The organism is Methylobacterium nodulans ORS 2060 (assembly GCF_000022085.1).
Taxonomy (GTDB): Bacteria; Pseudomonadota; Alphaproteobacteria; order Rhizobiales; family Beijerinckiaceae; genus Methylobacterium; species Methylobacterium nodulans.
In genome coordinates this window covers 5,658,989-5,675,187 of sequence record NC_011894.1, presented here as the reverse complement: position 1 = coordinate 5,675,187, position 16,199 = coordinate 5,658,989, and the positions used below count along the sequence as shown (strand labels likewise).

Sequence of the window (16,199 nt, the reverse complement as noted above, 5' to 3'; positions counted from 1 at the left end):
CGAGCCGGGCAGGTGTCACCCCATGGCGGCCGGGGCCTCTCTCAGCGATGCGCCGGCGCCGGGCGTGGCGGGCCTCGCCCGCACGGCCGCCGCCGTCTTCGGGGTGCGGCTCGCCGCGGCGGGCTGCGCGCTCGCGGCGCAGGTGCTTATGGCGCGGCTGATGGGCCCCGCCGAGTACGGCATCTTCGCCTCCGTCTGGGTCTGGGCCGCGCTGGCCGGCCATGCCTCGACCTGGGGGCTGTCGCAGGCGGCCTCCCGCTTCCTGCCGGAATACCGGGCCCATGCGCGCGCGGACCGGGCCCGGGGCTTCCTCGCCTTCGGGGCGGCGGTGTCGCTCGCGGCGGGCGCCGGCGCCGCCGGGGCGGGCGCGGCGCTGCTCGGGCTGCATCCGGAGGCGGTGGAGCCGGGCTTCCGGGTCCCGCTCCTCGTCGCCGCGCTGGTCCTGCCGCTCTTCGCCCTGCAGGATTTCTGCGAGGGCGTCGCCCGCGGCCAGAACTGGACCCTGCTCGCCATCGTGCCGCCCTATCTGCTGCGGCAGGGCGGCGTCATGCTGGCGATGCTCGTCGCGGTCGCGTGGGGCGCGCCGCCGGTCGCCACCGTTGCGGTCGCCTGCACGCTCGCCGCAACCGCGCTCTCGCTCGCCATCCAGGCGGGGGTGATCTTGCGGCGCCTCGCGCGCCTCCTGCCGGCGGGTCCGCGCGCTTATCCGTGGCGCGGCTGGATGCGCACGGCGCTGCCGATCGCCCTCATCGATCTCGCGGGGTCCGGCTTCAACTTCGCCGACGTGCTGGTGCTCGGCTTCCTGCTGGAGCCCGCTGAGGTCGGACTCTACTTCGCGGCGACCCGGCTCCTGCAGGTCGTCGTCTTCGTCCATTACGCCGCCTCGTCGGTGACGGCGCAGCGTTTCGCGGAGGCCGGGGCGCGCGGCGACCGGGCGGGGCTCGCGGCGCTCGTGCGGCACTGGTCGCGCCTCACCCTCCTGGCGATGCTGGCGACGGGTCTCCTCGTGCTGGCCGCCGGCCCGCTCCTGCTCGGGCTGTTCGGCGCCGGGTTCCGCACCGGCCTGCCGCTGCTTGCGGTGCTGGTCGCCGGGCACGTGGTGGCCGGCGCCTTCGGGCCTGCCGAGGACCTGCTCACCATGCTCGGCGCCGAGCGGCTCTGCGCAGCGATCACGGCTTGCCTGTTCGGTCTCTCGGTCGGGCTCATGCTCGTCCTGGTTCCGGTCCTCGGGGTGCTCGGGGCAGCACTCGCCGCCGCCCTCGTCGTCGTCCTCCGCGGCCTCCTCCTGGCGCTCGCCGCATGGCGCCGCCTCGGCCTCGCCACACCGGCCTTCGCGCGAAGCCGTCCATGAACGCGCCGGTCCCGTCCCGCGCCGCCGCGGCCCTGCGCGCCGAGATCATGCCGGTCGCCTCCCTCGACCAGGAGGCCTGGGACGCGCTCATGGCCCGCGCGGCGGCGCCCTCGCCCGATTACAGCCGCCGCATGATCGAGGCGCACCGGGCCCATGGGCTCGCGCCTTCCGATCTCGCCTGCCTCGCCGTGCGCGACGGTGCGGCGCTCCTCGCGCTGCTGCCGTTCCGCTTCGCGCGCCTGTCCCTGCGCGGACGCCTCGCCACGCCCTTCACCTCGCCCACCATCACCGCGACGGCACCCCTCGTCGCGGGCGGCCCGGCCTTCGCGCCGGCGCTGGCGGCGCTCACGGATGGCCTCGCGCGGGTCTCTCCTGCCTGGTGGTGGCCGCTCCTCCCCGAGGAGATGCCGGCGGGACGCGGCCTCCTCGGCGCGATGGCGCAGGCCGGCTGGGACGTCGCGCCGGTCTCGTCCTTCGCGCGGCCCGTCCTCGACCGGCATGCCAGCCACGCCGCCTACCTCGCCGCGAACCCGAACAAGGGCCGCCTGAAGGACCTGCGACGGCGGCGCCGGCGGCTGGACGAGGCCGGTGCCGTCAGCCTCGAGAGCATCGGCCCGGAGGGCGATCTCGCCGCGGCGACGGCCGCCTTCCTCGCCCTGGAGCGCAGTGGCTGGAAGGGCCGGACCGGTACGGCTCTGGCGAGCCGCCCGGCCACGGTGGCTTTCGCGGCGGCTTTGTTCCGGGCCGGGAGCGGTCCCGTGATGGCCCGTGCCGACCTGCTCCGCCTCGACGGCATCCCGATCGCCGCAAGCCTGGCGCTGGTCTGCGGCCGCACGGTCTTCCTGCTCAAGACCGCCTATGACGAGCGGCACGCCGCCTTCGCGCCGGGGGCCCTGCTGGAGGCCGAGATCGTGCGGGCCCTGCACGAGGGCGGGGAGGCCGACCGGCTCGATTCGGTGACGCGGGAGAGCCGCGTGCTCAGCGACCTCTACCCGGCCCGGACCGCGATCGCGGAGATCGCGGCCACGGCCCCGGGCGGTCCGTCTGCATCGGGGCTCGCCGCGCGGCTGCGGCGCTATCACGCCCTGCGGCAGCGGGCGGTCGCGGTGCGCACGGCGCTGCGGCGGATGCTGGGTCGGGGGTGAAGGGGGATCCGGAGGGGATGAGGGCGGATGGCCGGCCTGCCCCGGAGAAGAGGGGCGACGCGTCGATCAGACCTCGCCTGTGGCAGCCCCGACGGTCCTCATGGCCATCCTCCGGGACTGGACGAGGCGGCCACGTCACCACCCGCCTCACCGCGCACGAACCGTCTCATACGGGTTCCGGTTGATCTGTTCCGAGACAGGTATGCGCGGGATCCCCTCTCCCGAGCGGGAGAGGGGTAGGGGTAGTCCGGAGTGGAAGGCGGGGTGATGACGCGGGAGATCCGGGCGCGACCGCCGGCCCGAGATTTCACGGATGGTTCCCCGCAGGACGGGGCTGTCGGTTCGAGATGGCCGAGCCCGGGCCTCTCACGCCTCGCGCCAGCCGACCCGTGCGTCGGGCTTGGAATCCGTCGAGGCGAAGTAGGGCTTGATGTCGAGGAGCGGGGTCCCGTCGAGGCAGTCGAGGCCGCGCACGGTGAGGCGGTTCTCGGCGATGCCGAGGAGATCCACCACCGAGAGCGCGATCGGGTTGGGCCGTGCGGGCGAGCGCAGCGCGAAGGTGCCGCGCGGCGCCTGCGCGTGGCGCGGCTGCTGGACCAGGAGGCCGCGGGGCGCCCGGTCCATCCAGTAGAGCACGATCAGGTGGGTCGTGCCCGCGAGCGCCTGCAGGCCGGGGGCGAAGCGGGGATCGACCTCGATCGTGCAGAGGGCGTCCGACTGCGCCGCGTTCTTCGGGCATTCGGCCCGGCGGGTCCAGGGCGTGCGGATGCGGCCGATGAAGTGGAGCCCGGCATCGAAATCCGGCGGGAGGGCGATCGCCTCCTCGCCGGGCCGCAGGCCGAAATCCTCGCTCACTTCAGCAGCACCACCTGCGCGTCGCCCGTGCGGCGCAGGACGTTGACCGTGACGTCGAGGCCGTGGCGGTGCAGCAGCAGGTCGACGCGGGAGGGGCCGAGCTTCAGGTTGCGGATCAGCACCCGGTCGAGGAAGGCCGGCAGGATCGGGTCGCGGAAGCGGATCCGGTTGCGGTCGTGGCGCAGTTCGAGGCCGAGGCAGGCCGCCAGGAACGCGAAGGGCGCCGCCGCCGCCCAGGCCTGCGGGCTGCAGGCCACCGGATAGTTCGTCGGCCCGCGCTGCTTGCGCTGGGTGAAGCCGCAGAACAGCTCGGGCAGGCGCCGCCCGTCCTCATAGAGCGAGGCGCCGTGCTGGCCCTCGAACACCCGCGCCGCCTCCGCCTTGTAGCCGTAGCGGGCGAGCCCGAGCGCCACGATGGCGTTGTCGTGCGGCCAGATCGAGCCGTTGTGGTAGGACATCGGATTGTAGCGCGCCTCGCCCTGCGCGATGGTGCGCACGCCCCAGCCGTTGAACCCATCCTTCGACATCAGCACCTCGGCGACCCCGGCCGCCCGCTCCGGCAGGGCGATGCCGGTGAAGAGGGCGTGGCCGGCATTGGAGGCGCGCACCGCGCAGGGGCGCTTCTCGCCGTCGAGGGCGAGCGCGTAGGTGCCGATTTCCGGCACGAAGAAGGCCTCGTCGAAGGCGACGCGCAGGCGCTCGGCGGCATCCTTCAGGCGCTCCGCCAGGGCCGCGTTGCCGAGCGTCGCCGCGAGCTTGGAGGCCGCGCGCTTGGCCGCATAGACGTAGCCCTGCACCTCGCAGAGGGCGATCGGCCCCTGCGCCATGCGGCCATCCGCGTGGAAGATCGAGTCGTGGCTGTCCTTCCAGCCCTGGTTGGCCAGACCCTTGTCGGTCTCGCGGGCGTATTCGACGAAGCCGTCGCCGTCCCGGTCGCCGTAAGTGTCGATCCATTCGAGGGCGGCCAGGATGTTCGGCCAGATCGCCTGGATGGTGTCCTTGTCGCCGGTCTGCTCGAAATACTGGCCGGCCAGCATCACGAAGAGCGGCGTCGCGTCGATGGTGCCGTAATAGAGCGCGAAGGGGACCTCGCCGAGATTGGCCATCTCGCCGTGGCGGGTTTCGTGCAGGATCTTGCCGGGCTGGGCGTCGGCGGCCGGGTTGTTGGTCCGGGCCTGCGTCGCCGCGAGGAAGCGCAGCACGCCCCTAGCGATGGTGGGGTCGATCCAGAGCGTCATCATCGCCGTGATGATGCCGTCGCGCCCGAAGACCGTGCTGTACCAGGGGATGCCCGCATAGGGGTAGATCCCATGGGACGTGCGGGTCGCCAGCATGTACAGATCGGCGGTCGCCCGGCAGGCCGCCTCGTTGAACTGGTCGTTCGAGCTCTCGATGGTGGTGATGTTGGCGGTGGCGGCGCGCAGGTCGCGGCGGGCGTCCCGGTAGGCGAGCGCGAAGGCCATGCCCTCGCCCTTGGCGTGACCATCCTCGCGGCGGGGGGTCGGGTAGACCGGCGAGGTGATGGGGAGCGCGCTGCCCGTCACGGCGACGAGGGTGTCGGCCTTGACATCGCTCGCATCGAAGATGGCACGCACGAAGACCGAGGTCCGGCCTCCGGGCGCGAGGCGGACCTCGAACTCGGCCCGGTGCCCCTCGATCAGGGCGGGCGTCGGGCCGAAGCGGAGGCGGGTGGTGCGCAGCCGGTTGTCGAGGCCGAGGTAGCGGAAGGTCACCTCGTCGGGGCGCGTCACCGCGACGCTGCGCTGGCCGCGCCGCTCACGGCTGCTGCCGCGGACCTCGAACAGGTCGCGGAAATCCGCGTCGAAGGTGAGGGCGAGCCGCAGGTGGCGGGGCTTGGTGTCGTAGTTGCGAAGCCCGATGCGGTCGTAGCAGGTGCCCCGGAACATGAACTTGGTGCGCTCCAGCGCGATGATCTCACGCGGGATCGAGGTCTCGTCGCCGGCATCGATCCGGATGTCCGGCGTGGTCATGTCGACCGAGAGCGCGCCGTTGTCGTCCTGGATCACCGAGCCGAGCAGGAGGGGCCGCTGGCCCTCGACCGTCAGTTCGAGCCGCGAGAGGAAGCGCGTGTCCTGGAAATAGAGGCCCTCGGGTCCCGGAAACACGCCGATATCGCCGTAGCTGTCGAGCACCGCGAATGCGTCGCCGTGCTTGAGCGAGCGCAGGGGCCGCTCGACGAGCGAGGTCTGGGCCTCGATGTGGTACTGGGGCAGGGGCTCGTCGTCGGGTGAGCCGGAGAGAAGGGCGGAGGGGTCCTGCACGGTCGCGACCATCCGGGTGGTTCTCCAGGTCTCGAGAGCGGATCGGGGGGCGAAGCGCGAATCAGCGCGCGGAGTGCCCCATACGCCCGCCAATGTGGGCCATCCTGCGGCCTGCGCCAGGGGAGGCCGGTCGTCTCGACGATCGCCCGTCCTGAAACGGCGAAGGCCCGGCCTCCGTCGGGAGGCCGGGCCTTCGATCGAGCCGGGGCCGATCAGAGTGGCCAGAGGCCGGCCGGCGTCGCTCCGTGCACGCCGTTCACGGCGCCCGTGATCTCGCGGCCCTGGCCGAGCGCGAGGCCCGGCACCTTGATCGCATCGGTCTCCGCCGCCAGCAGCGACTCGTAGGCGTTGAGATAGGCGCGCGCCATCACGGTCGCGGTGAAGCGGGTGTCGAAATAGCGCCGCACCGCATGGCGGCTCATGCTCTTCACGGTCTCGACCGCCGCGACGGCCTCGTCCATCGACGAGACCACCACGCCCGACACGCCGTCCTTGATCACCTCCGGCACCGAGCCGTTGCGCCACGCGATCACCGGGGTGCCTGCCGACATCGCCTCGATCATCACCAGGCCGAAGGGCTCCGGCCAGTCGATCGGGAAGGCGAGCGCCAGCGCGTTGCCGAGGAAGTCGTGCTTCTGATCCTCGTTGATCTCGCCGATATACTCGACGAGCGGATGATGGGTCATCGGCTCGATGACCTCGTCCCAGTAATCCTGGTCGGCCTTGTCGACCTTGGCGGCGATCTTGAGCTTCACGCCGGAGCGCTTGGCCATCTCGATGGCGCGGTCGGGACGCTTCTCCGGCGAGATGCGGCCGAGGAAGGCGAGATAGCCGCCGTCCTTCGGCTCGGGCGAGAAGCGGCAATTCTCGGCGGGCAGGCCGTGATGGATCGTCGCCAGCCAGTTGGCGTTCGCGGGCATCGGGCCGCGCTGGTGGTCGGAGATCGACACCAGCGGCATGCCCGTGAAGGTCCGGTACACCGGCATGAAATCCGGCACGTCGAGACGGCCGTGCAGGGTCGTCACGCACTTGTGGTTCAGATCCTCGAACAGCGGGTACTGCAGGAGGTCGATGTGGAAGTGGATGATGTCGAACTCGTCCGCCCGCCGGCGCAGGTGATACAGCATGGCGAGGTGGCTCGCGACGTGGTCGCGGATGCCGGCGAGCCGCAGGCCCTCGGGTGCGCAGGCCACGAGCTTGGCGCTCGTCTCCGAATCGCCGCTCGCGAACAGCGTCACGTCGTGGCCCTGCCGGACCAGCTCCTCCGTCAGCCACGAGACCACGCGCTCGGTGCCGCCGTAGAACTTGGGCGGGACGGCCTCCGCGAGGGGGGCGATCTGGGCAATGCGCACGACGAGTTCTCCTGAAGACGCCAATCGTTGGCGGGAACAAGCACGATCGGGCCTGAGCGGGACATGAACAGAACCGCCGGGCCACGGTTATGGTTCCGGTGCGATGCACAAGACGAGGCCGTGGCCCCCGCTGCCCACAGGATTCCCTTGAAGCCGTTTCCGGGCTGAACGCCGCGATTGCGGGCCGCATCCGGCTGTGCTAGAGCGCGCGCCTCGACCGAACCGCCCGGCCGTGAGGGCTGCCGTGGCGGTTCGTTTCGCTCCACGCAATCGATCGCGCGTGATCGTCGGGCCCGCAAGGGCCCGGTGGAGTTCGCGTCAGGAGAGCAAAATGCCCAAGCTCAAGACCAAGTCGGGCGCCAAGAAGCGCTTCAAGATCACCGGGACCGGCAAGGTCCTGTACGCCCAGGCCGGCAAGCGCCACGGGATGATCAAGCGGACGACGAAGCAGATCCGCAACCTGCGCGGCACGACCACCCTGTTCGAGGGCGATGCCGCCAACGTCAAGAAGTTCTTCCTGCCGAACGGCTGAAGTCTTCAACGACCCGCGATCAATCTGTTTCTGACATTCCGAGGAGATCATCATGGCTCGCGTCAAGCGCGGCGTGACGAGTCACGCCAAGCACAAGAAGGTGCTGAAGGCCGCCAAGGGCTATTACGGCCGGCGCAAGAATACGATCCGCATCGCCAAGCAGGCGGTGGAGAAGGGCCTCCAATACGCCTATCGCGACCGCAAGAACCGCAAGCGCAGCTTCCGCGCCCTGTGGATCCAGCGCCTCAACGCCGCGGTGCGCGAGCATGGCCTGACCTATTCGCGCTTCATCGACGGGCTTGCCAAGGCGGGCATCGTGGTGGACCGCAAGGCGCTCTCCGAACTCGCCATCCACGAGCCGGCGGCCTTTAGCGCCGTCGTCGAGAAGGCCAAGGCGGCGCTGCCCGCCGAGACCGCCAAGGCGGCGTGACCCGGGGACCCGCTCCCGTTCGGGAGGGGTTTCCGACGCTTCGACGGCCCGCCCTCGCGCGGGCCGTTCTCGTTTGGCTTGACCGCCCGAGCCTCGCGGGGCAGGGCATCCCGCGCGATCCGGCAGGGACACGATGACCGATCTCCAGAGCCTCGAATCCGACCTCCTCGCGCAGGTTCAGGGCGCCCCCGACGAGGCCGCGCTCGAAGGCGTGCGGGTGGCCGCGCTCGGCAAGAAGGGCGCCGTCTCCGAACTCCTGAAGACGCTCGGCGCGATGTCGCCCGAGGAGCGCAAGGAGCGCGGGCCGCTCATCAATGGCCTGCGCGACCGGGTGCACGGCGCGATCCTCGCTCGCCGCGAGACGCTGGCCGAGGCCGCCCTCGAAGCCCGGCTCGCCGCGGAGCGCATCGACGTCACGCTGCCGGTGCGCGAGGGGCCCGAGACGCGCGGGCGCGTCCATCCGATCACCCAGGTGATCGACGAGATCACGGCGATCTTCGGCGACATGGGCTTTTCCATCGCCGAGGGGCCGGACATCGAGACGGACGAGCTCAACTTCACGGCGCTGAACTTCCCCGAGGGCCATCCGGCCCGGGAGATGCACGACACCTTCTTCCTCCCGCCGGGCCGCGACGGGACGCGCAAGCTCCTGCGCACCCACACCTCGCCGGTCCAGGTGCGCACCATGCGCGCGCAGGAGCCGCCTATCCGCGTGATCTGCCCCGGCCGCACCTACCGGCACGATTCCGACCAGACCCACACGCCGATGTTCCATCAGGTCGAGGGGCTGGTGATCGACCGCTCGGCGAACCTCGCGCATCTCAAATGGATCCTGGAGGAGTTCTGCAAGGCGTTCTTCGAGGTCGAGAGCGTGAAGATGCGCTTCCGGCCCTCCTTCTTCCCCTTCACCGAGCCCTCGGCCGAGGTGGACATCCAGTGCTCGCGCCAGGGCGGTGAGATCCGCTTCGGCGAGGGCAACGACTGGCTGGAGATCCTCGGCTGCGGCATGGTGCACCCGAACGTGCTGCGCCATTGCGGCCTCGACCCGGACCAGGTGCAGGGCTTCGCCTGGGGCCTGGGCATCGACCGCATCGCCATGCTCAAATACGGCATGCCGGACCTGCGCCCCTTCTTCGAGGCGGATATGCGCTGGCTCGACCATTACGGCTTCCGGCCCCTCGACATCCCGAGCCTCGTCGGCGGGCTGACCGGCTAGGGCGAAAGGCCGGGCCGGGTGCGACCTCCGCCGGAGGGAGCCCGCCCCGAGGCCCACCCCCGCTCGCTCCTCGCCCGCCGGGTCCCGATCTTCTCGAAACCATCGGCCAGAGCACCATGAAATTCACCCTCTCCTGGCTCAAGGACCATCTCGACACCGACGCCTCCCTCGAGACGATCGTCGAGACGCTCACCCGCATCGGGCTCGAAGTGGAGCGCGTCGAGGACAAGGCCGCGGACCTCGCCGCCTACCGGATCGCGGCGGTCATCACCGCCGAGCAGCATCCGAACGCGGATCGGCTGAGGGTCTGCACCGTCGATCCCGGCGACGGCACGGCGCCCGTGCAGGTGGTCTGCGGCGCGCCGAACGCCCGGGCCGGCATGCGGAGCGTCTTCGCGCCCCCGGGCACCTACGTGCCGGGCAAGAACATCACCCTCTCGGTCGGCACCATCCGGGGCGTCGAGAGCCGAGGCATGCTCTGCTCGGGCGCCGAACTCGGCCTCTCGGAGGATCACGACGGCATCCTCGATCTCCCGGCCGACGCGCCCGTCGGGCAGCCCTATGCCGCCTATGCGGGCCTCGACGATCCGGTGATCGAGATCAATCTCACGCCGAACCGGCCCGACTGCACGGGCGTGTCCGGCATCGCCCGCGACCTCGCGGCGGCCGGCCTCGGCACCCTGAGGCGCGAGCCGCTGTCGCCTTTGCGCGGGGAGGGGGCCTGCCCCGTCGCCGTGATCCGCGATTTCGCGCCAGGCGACGAGCATCTCTGCCCGCTCTTCGGCCTTCGCCTCGTGCGCGGGGTCAGGAACGGCCCCTCGCCCGACTGGCTGCAGCGCCGCCTCAAGGCGATCGGCCTGCGGCCCATCAACGCGCTCGTCGACATCACGAACTTCATCACCTTCGATCGCGGGCGCCCGCTCCATGTCTTCGATGCGGCCAAGGTGAAGGGCAACCTCACCGTGCGGCGGGCGCGCGAGGGCGAGGAAATCGTCGCCCTCGACGGGCGCAGCTACCGGCTCGACGACGGCATCGTGGTCATCGCCGACGAGGCGGGGCCGGAATCGATCGCCGGCATCATGGGCGGCACGCATTCGGGCTGCGACGAGGCCACCACCGACGTGCTGATCGAAGCGGCGCTCTGGGACCCGCGCAACATCGCCCAGACCGGCCGGCGCCTCGGCATCATCTCGGATGCCCGCTACCGCTTCGAGCGCGGCGTCGACCCGGCCTTCACGCTGCCGGGCCTCGATCTCGCGACCCGGATGGTGATGGAGCTCTGCGGCGGCGTGCCGACGCAAGCCGCCGTCGCGGGCGAATTGCCCGACGCCGACCGCGTGATCGACTTCCCCTGGACGGAGGTGCGCCGGCTCTCGGGGCTCGATCTGCCGCGACCCGAGATGAAGGTGACGCTCGAATCCCTCGGCTTCCACGTCTCCGGAACCGGCGATCGGGTGAAGGTGCTGCCGCCCTCCTGGCGGCCGGATGTCGAGGGCAAGGCCGACCTCGTCGAGGAGATCGTGCGCATCGCCGGCCTCGACCGCATCGAGGCGAAGCCGCTGCCGCGGATCGAGGCGGCGGTGATCCGCCCGGTCCTGACCGTGCTCCAGAAGCGCACCCGGCTCGCCAAGCGCGAACTCGCCGCCCGCGGCCTCGTCGAGGCGGTGACGTGGTCGTTCATCTCCAGGGCCGAGGCCAAAGCCTTCGGCGGCGGGCGGCCGGAACTCGCGCTCGCCAACCCGATCGCGGCCGATCTCTCCGACATGCGCCCGAGCCTGCTGCCGGGCCTCCTGCGGGCGGCCCAGCGCAATGCCGACCGCGGCTATGGCGACGTCGCCCTGTTCGAGGTCGGCCAGTGCTTCGCCTCCGACGAGCCCGAGGGGCAGACGATCCGCGCGGCGGCCCTGCGCCGGGGCACGGCCCGGTTCGCGGGGGCCGGCCGGCACTGGGACGGCGCCGCGCGGCCCGTCGACGCCTTCGAGGCCAAGGCGGATGCGCTGGCGCTCCTCACGGCGCTCGGCATCCCGACGGGCGGCCTGCAGGTCGCGGCCGGCGGGCCCGACTGGTTCCATCCGGGCCGCTCGGGCACGCTGCAATTCGGGCCGAGGAACCCGATCGGGCATTTCGGCGAGCTGCATCCGCGGGTGCTCAAGGCCCTCGACGTGAAGGGCCCGGTCGTCGCCTTCGAGATCGTGCTCGACGCCCTGCCGCTGCCCAAGTACCGGCCCACCAAGGTGAAGCCCGCCGCGAAGCTCTCCGACTTCCAGCCGCTGAGCCGCGACTTCGCCTTCGTGGTGGCGCGCGACGTGCCGGCCGGCGACATCCTCAAGGCCGCGCAGGGGGCCGACCGCAGCCTCGTGGCGGGAGTCGAGGTCTTCGACGTCTACGAGGGGCCGGGGATCGGCGCGGACCAGAAGTCGGTCGCCGTGGCGGTGCGACTGCAGCCAGTTGACCGGACGCTGACCGATGCCGAGATCGAGGCGGTGAGCGCCCGGATCGTCGCCGAGGTCGCGAAGAAGACGGGGGCGACGCTGCGCATGTGAGGCAGGGCCCCGCGGCAGGGTGGAGAGAAGGGGATCGGCCATGGGGACAGCCATGGGATCAGCGATGACGGATGCGGCGCTCGTCGAGGAATTGTCGAATGCCGCCCACCTGCCGGAACTAGCCCTGGCCCGGGCGGTCCTGGCGCCGGACTCGATCGCCGAGCCGGTCCTCGCCGCCCTCGACCGGGCGGCGGCGGGCGAGAACCTGTCGGTTCCGGACGCCACCCTGCTGTTCTGGGGCCTGCACGTGCTCGCCGCCAGGCGCGACGGGCGGGCCTATGCCCCGCTCCTGCGGCTGATGCGGCTGCCGGAGGATTTCGTGCTGGAGGTGCTGGGCGACGACTTCGCCGAGACCGCGCCCCGCGTCGTCGCGAGCCTGTTCGACGGCGAGGCCGACGACCTCTTTGCGGCCGCTGACGACCCGGCGACGGACGGGCTGCTGCGGATGTCGCTGCTCGGTGCGATCGCCTTCCTGACCGCGGAGGGCCGGATCGAGGCCGCCCGCACCCGCGACTTCCTCGTCCGCTTCGATGAGGAGAATCGGGCGGAAGTCGGCGATCCCGCCTGGCAGGGCTGGGAGGATGCGATCGGGGTGCTCGGCCTCACCGACCTCGCCGAGCGCGTGCGGGACTCGCGCCGCAGCGGGCGCACACCCCCGGACTTCTCCTTCGTGACGGATTTCGAGCGCGCCCTGCAGGAGGCCCGCGACAATCCGGCGAGCCGCGCGCGCTTCGACAAGCTGAAGCTCGGCTATATCGAAGACATCGTCGACGAACTCGCCTGGACGGCCGAGCCGGATCCCGAGGCCGAGAACCTCCCGGATCTGCCGCTTCCGCACCACAACCCCTACCGCGATGTCGGCCGCAACGATCCCTGCCCCTGCGGCAGCGGCAAGAAGTTCAAGAAATGCTGCTACGAGAAGATGGCGGCGCGGGGGCTCTGAGGGGCGAATCCGCAAAGGACCGCCAGGGAGCGCCGGAATGCTGCGGCTCGACCATCTGGTGATCGTCGCCCCCTCCCTGGCGGAGGGTGAGGCCCATGTGCGGGACCGTCTCGGCCTGCCGATGCAGGCGGGAGGGCGGCACCCCGAGATGGGGACGCACAACCTCGTGCTGCGGCTCGGCGACGACGTCTATCTGGAGGTCATCGCGGTCGATCCTGAGGCTCCTGCCCCGTCCGGGCCGCGCTGGTTCAGCTTGGACGATGCCGCTGCTGTGCGGACGGCCTGGGAGAACGGGTGCCGGCTGCGGGCCTGGGTGGCGCGGACCGCCTCCATTGAGGCGGTGCTCGCCCGGCACGGCGACAGCCTCGGGCGGAGCACCCGGGTGTCGCGGGGAGCGCGCTCCTGGCTGTTCTCGCTGCGTCCGGACGGCGCCCTTCCGGCGGGCGGTGTCGCGCCCTCGGTCATCGACTGGGAGGGGCAGCCCGGCCCAGCCGGCGGGATGAATGATGTCGGGGCGCGGCTTCTTTCCTTCACGGTCGCGCATCCCGAGCCCGACCGGGTCGCCGCGCTCTACGCCCGTCTCGGGATCGTCGATCCGCCCGTGGTGACGACGGGGCCGGACCTCAGATTCAGTGCGATCGTGCGCGTGGCGGGCGGAGACAGGGTTCTGACCTGAGCTCGCGACAAGGCGCGTGCCGCGCAGCGGGCTCGGCCTGTCATACGGTTGCCGGTTGATCCGTTCGGAGACAAGAGGGCGCGGGCAGCGCGGGATCCCCTCTCCCGTGCGGGAGAGGGGTAGGGGTGAGGGTCCCGGACCGTGCCGCCAGAATCACTGAGCGTGGTGCTGGCAGCGGCCCGGTTCAGGGTCTCAGCGGACCCACCTGGACCCTCACCCCTGCCCCTCTCCCGCACGGGAGAGGGGTTCCCCGCGCTTACTCGTCTCGGAAGGAATCAGCCGGAAGCCGTATCACACCGGAAGCGACAGCAGTGCCCCGTCGCCGCCGACCGCCTCCGCGGCGAACACCACCCGGTCCCCGTCGAGCCGCGCACCGCCCGAGGCCACGAGCGCGACCGCCGCCGGATAGAGGCGATGCTCCTGGGCCAGCACGCGTGCGGCCAAGCTGTCCTCGTCGTCGTCCGGGCGCACCGGAACCGCGGCCTGGGCGATGATCGGGCCGGCATCGAGCTCCGGCACCACGAAATGCACCGTGCAGCCGTGGAGCCGCACCCCCGCCGCGAGGGCCTGGGCATGGGTGTGCGTGCCGCGAAACAGCGGCAGCAGGGAGGGGTGGATGTTGACCATCCGCCCGGCCCAGGCCTCGACGAAGCCCGGGGTGAGAACGCGCATGAAGCCCGCCAGCACCACGAGGTCGATGCCGTGGGCGCGCAGGCCCGCATCGAGGGCCGCGTCGAAGGCGGCCCGGTCCGGAAAGGCCCTGTGGTCGAGGGCGAGGGTCGCGAGGCCGGCCGAGGCCGCATGGACGAGGCCCGGCGCCTCCGGACGGTTCGAGGCCGCGAGCACGAAGCTGGCCGGGTAGGCGGGATCCTCCGCGGCCTTGAGCAGCGAGACCATGTTGGAGCCGCGGCCCGAGATCAGGATCGCGGTGCGCGGACGGGCCGGGCGCGTCACAGGGCGAGCGAGCCCGAGAAGGTGACCGGCGCCTCGCCCCGGGGCGTGATCCGCCCGAGCCGCACCGGCGCCTCGCCGGCCTCGCGCAGCGCGGCCTCGACGGAGGCGATCCGGTCGGCCGCCACCACCACCACCATGCCGATGCCGCAGTTGAAGGTGCGCAGCATCTCCGCCTCGGCCACCTTCCCGGTGCGGGCGAGCCAGCCGAAGACCGGCGGCACCGCAATCTCGTCGAGGTCGAGGGCGATGCCGACGCCCTCCGGCAGCACCCGCGGCAGGTTGTCCGGAAAGCCCCCGCCGGTGATGTGGGCGAGCGCCTTGATGGCGCCGGCTCCCGTCGCCTTGAGCGCCGCGAGCAGCGGGCGGACATAGATGCGGGTCGGGGTCAGCAGCGCCTCCCCGAGGCTCCGGCCCGGCGCGAAGGGGGCGGGCGCGTCCCAGCCGAGGCCGGAGGCCGCCACGATCCGCCGCACCAGCGAGAAGCCGTTGGAATGCACGCCCGAGGAGGGCAGGCCAAGCACGAGGTCGCCGGGCGCGATGCCAGGCCTAGGCAGGAGCGCGCCGCGCTCCGCCGCTCCGACCGAGAAGCCCGCGAGGTCGTAGTCGGAGCCGTCGTACAGTCCCGGCATCTCGGCGGTCTCGCCGCCGATCAGCGCGCAGCCCGCCTGCCGGCAGCCCTCCGCGATGCCACGCACGATATCGGCCCCGACGCCCGGCACGAGCTTGCCCGTCGCGTAGTAGTCGAGGAAGAACAGCGGCTCGGCGCCCTGCACGACGATGTCGTTGACGCACATCGCCACGAGGTCGATGCCGATCGTGTCGTGGCGCCCGGTCTCGATGGCGATCTTGACCTTGGTGCCGACGCCGTCATTGGCGGCGACCAGGATCGGGTCCTTGAAGCCCGCGGCCTTGAGGTCGAACAGGCCCCCGAAGCCGCCGATCTCCGCATCCGCCCCGGGCCGGCGCGTCGACCGCACCAGCGGCTTGATCGCCTCCACCATGGCGTTGCCTGCGTCGATGTCGACGCCCGCCTCGGCATAGGTCAGCCCGCGCTCGCCCGTCATCACCCTGGTTCCTCGGCTCTTCGTCGGCTTTCGTGTAGCGGCTTCTGCGCCGGGCGGCGAGTCGGTGGCGGGGAGTGGATACCAACGGTCATTTTCATGTGACCGTTGGTTCTGGTCTCGGATTTTCGCCAAGCCTTTGGCTTGGTGTCGAAAATTCGAGATGGTCAACGACCCGATGCGCCAGCATCTTGGGCCGTTGGTATGGAGACCGCGCGCGCCTTCTGCCACGATGGCCCGGACAGGCCCCGCCCGGGTTCCCGCCCTCCGCCCATCCCTCCGCTCATGACGCTGCCCAACCTGATCACCATCGGCCGCCTCGTCCTCGTCCCCTTCGTGATCGCGATGATCGGGCAGGGCGCCTGGGGCCTCGCCTTCGCGGGTTTCGCGGTGGCCGGGCTGTCGGACGCGGTGGACGGCTGGATCGCGCGCCGCTTCGACATGAAGAGCGAACTCGGCGCCTATCTGGACGCGCTGGCCGACAAGGCGCTCCTCGTGTCGATCTTCGTGACCCTGTCGATCGCCGGCGTGGTGCCGGGCTGGCTCGCCATCGTGGTGGTCTCCCGCGACGTCATGATAGTAGCGGCGATCCTGGTCTCCTGGCTGCTCGACAGGCGCGTCGCGATCCGCCCGCTCCTGATCGGCAAGCTCAATACCGCGGCCCAGCTCGCCTTCGCGGGCGGCGTGCTCGGCCTGCGGGCCTTCGGCATCGCCCCGCACCCGGCCGAGACCCTCGCGGCCGCGCTCGTGGCGGGCCTCGCCGCCCTCTCGGCGGCGGTCTACGGTGGTCTCTGGATGCGCCACATGGCGGGAGAGGGCGCGCGGTGAGCCACGCGCGGCGGTTGCTTGACCCTTGTGC

14 protein-coding genes are annotated in these 16,199 nt (G+C 71.6%); 9 read left to right on the top strand and 5 right to left on the bottom strand.

The features are described from left to right. Window positions 1-22: 22 nt before the first annotated feature. Window positions 23-1,351, top strand: a complete 1,329-nt coding sequence (locus MNOD_RS26310; protein ID WP_015932006.1) for a lipopolysaccharide biosynthesis protein — start codon at window positions 23-25, stop codon at window positions 1,349-1,351. Next, the gene (locus MNOD_RS26305; protein ID WP_015932005.1) at window positions 1,348-2,496 is read left to right on the top strand and encodes a GNAT family N-acetyltransferase; all 1,149 of its coding nucleotides are present in this window, start codon (window positions 1,348-1,350) and stop codon (window positions 2,494-2,496) included. Before MNOD_RS26310 ends, MNOD_RS26305 begins: the two co-directional genes overlap by 4 nt. Window positions 2,497-2,862: 366 nt before the next feature. Here MNOD_RS26305 and tsaA read toward each other — a convergent pair whose 3' ends face one another. The 3 genes from tsaA to MNOD_RS26290 form a co-directional block, all read right to left on the bottom strand. After that, the gene (gene tsaA, locus MNOD_RS26300) at window positions 2,863-3,351 is read right to left on the bottom strand and encodes a tRNA (N6-threonylcarbamoyladenosine(37)-N6)-methyltransferase TrmO (RefSeq protein WP_015932004.1); all 489 of its coding nucleotides are present in this window, start codon (window positions 3,349-3,351) and stop codon (window positions 2,863-2,865) included. Continuing rightward, entirely contained in the window at window positions 3,348-5,645 is a 2,298-nt protein-coding gene (locus tag MNOD_RS26295) for an amylo-alpha-1,6-glucosidase (RefSeq protein ID WP_015932003.1), read from the bottom strand. Before MNOD_RS26295 ends, tsaA begins: the two co-directional genes overlap by 4 nt. A 200-nt stretch (window positions 5,646-5,845) precedes the next feature. Beyond that, a complete protein-coding gene (locus MNOD_RS26290; protein WP_015932002.1) occupies window positions 5,846-6,985 on the bottom strand; it encodes a glycosyltransferase family 4 protein in 1,140 nt (379 codons plus the stop codon). A gap of 331 nt (window positions 6,986-7,316) precedes the next feature. Here MNOD_RS26290 and rpmI point away from each other — a divergent pair, with 331 nt between their 5' ends. From rpmI to MNOD_RS26260, 6 genes are all read left to right on the top strand, one after another. After that, window positions 7,317-7,517 carry a 50S ribosomal protein L35 gene (rpmI, locus tag MNOD_RS26285; RefSeq protein ID WP_012335024.1) on the top strand — a complete coding sequence of 67 codons (201 nt, stop codon included), beginning with the start codon at window positions 7,317-7,319 and terminating at the stop codon, window positions 7,515-7,517. 52 nt (window positions 7,518-7,569) lie between these two features. Continuing rightward, entirely contained in the window at window positions 7,570-7,947 is a 378-nt protein-coding gene (gene rplT / locus MNOD_RS26280; RefSeq protein WP_015932001.1) for a 50S ribosomal protein L20, read from the top strand. Window positions 7,948-8,080: 133 nt separating this feature from the next. Beyond that, entirely contained in the window at window positions 8,081-9,163 is a 1,083-nt protein-coding gene (pheS, locus tag MNOD_RS26275) for a phenylalanine--tRNA ligase subunit alpha (RefSeq protein WP_015932000.1), read from the top strand. A 116-nt stretch (window positions 9,164-9,279) separates the two neighbouring features. Beyond that, window positions 9,280-11,706, top strand: a complete 2,427-nt coding sequence (gene pheT, locus MNOD_RS26270; protein ID WP_015931999.1) for a phenylalanine--tRNA ligase subunit beta — start codon at window positions 9,280-9,282, stop codon at window positions 11,704-11,706. A gap of 64 nt (window positions 11,707-11,770) precedes the next feature. Then, window positions 11,771-12,649, top strand: coding sequence for a DUF1186 domain-containing protein (locus MNOD_RS48265; RefSeq protein WP_043749461.1), 879 nt, complete (start codon window positions 11,771-11,773; stop codon window positions 12,647-12,649). A 37-nt stretch (window positions 12,650-12,686) separates the two neighbouring features. Beyond that, complete coding sequence (locus tag MNOD_RS26260) at window positions 12,687-13,325, top strand: VOC family protein (RefSeq protein WP_015931997.1); 639 nt, start codon at window positions 12,687-12,689, stop codon at window positions 13,323-13,325. Between the two features lie 291 nt (window positions 13,326-13,616). On the opposite strand, the gene purN is transcribed toward MNOD_RS26260, so the two are convergent. Beyond that, the gene (gene purN / locus MNOD_RS26255; RefSeq protein ID WP_050783557.1) at window positions 13,617-14,222 is read right to left on the bottom strand and encodes a phosphoribosylglycinamide formyltransferase; all 606 of its coding nucleotides are present in this window, start codon (window positions 14,220-14,222) and stop codon (window positions 13,617-13,619) included. Between the two features lie 53 nt (window positions 14,223-14,275). Beyond that, the gene (gene purM, locus MNOD_RS26250; RefSeq protein ID WP_015931995.1) at window positions 14,276-15,343 is read right to left on the bottom strand and encodes a phosphoribosylformylglycinamidine cyclo-ligase; all 1,068 of its coding nucleotides are present in this window, start codon (window positions 15,341-15,343) and stop codon (window positions 14,276-14,278) included. A 282-nt stretch (window positions 15,344-15,625) separates the two neighbouring features. Between purM and MNOD_RS26245 the strand changes: the two genes are divergently transcribed. Continuing rightward, on the top strand, window positions 15,626-16,168 hold the full coding sequence (locus tag MNOD_RS26245) for a CDP-alcohol phosphatidyltransferase family protein (protein ID WP_015931994.1): 543 nt from the start codon (window positions 15,626-15,628) through the stop codon (window positions 16,166-16,168). Window positions 16,169-16,199: the final 31 nt, after the last annotated feature.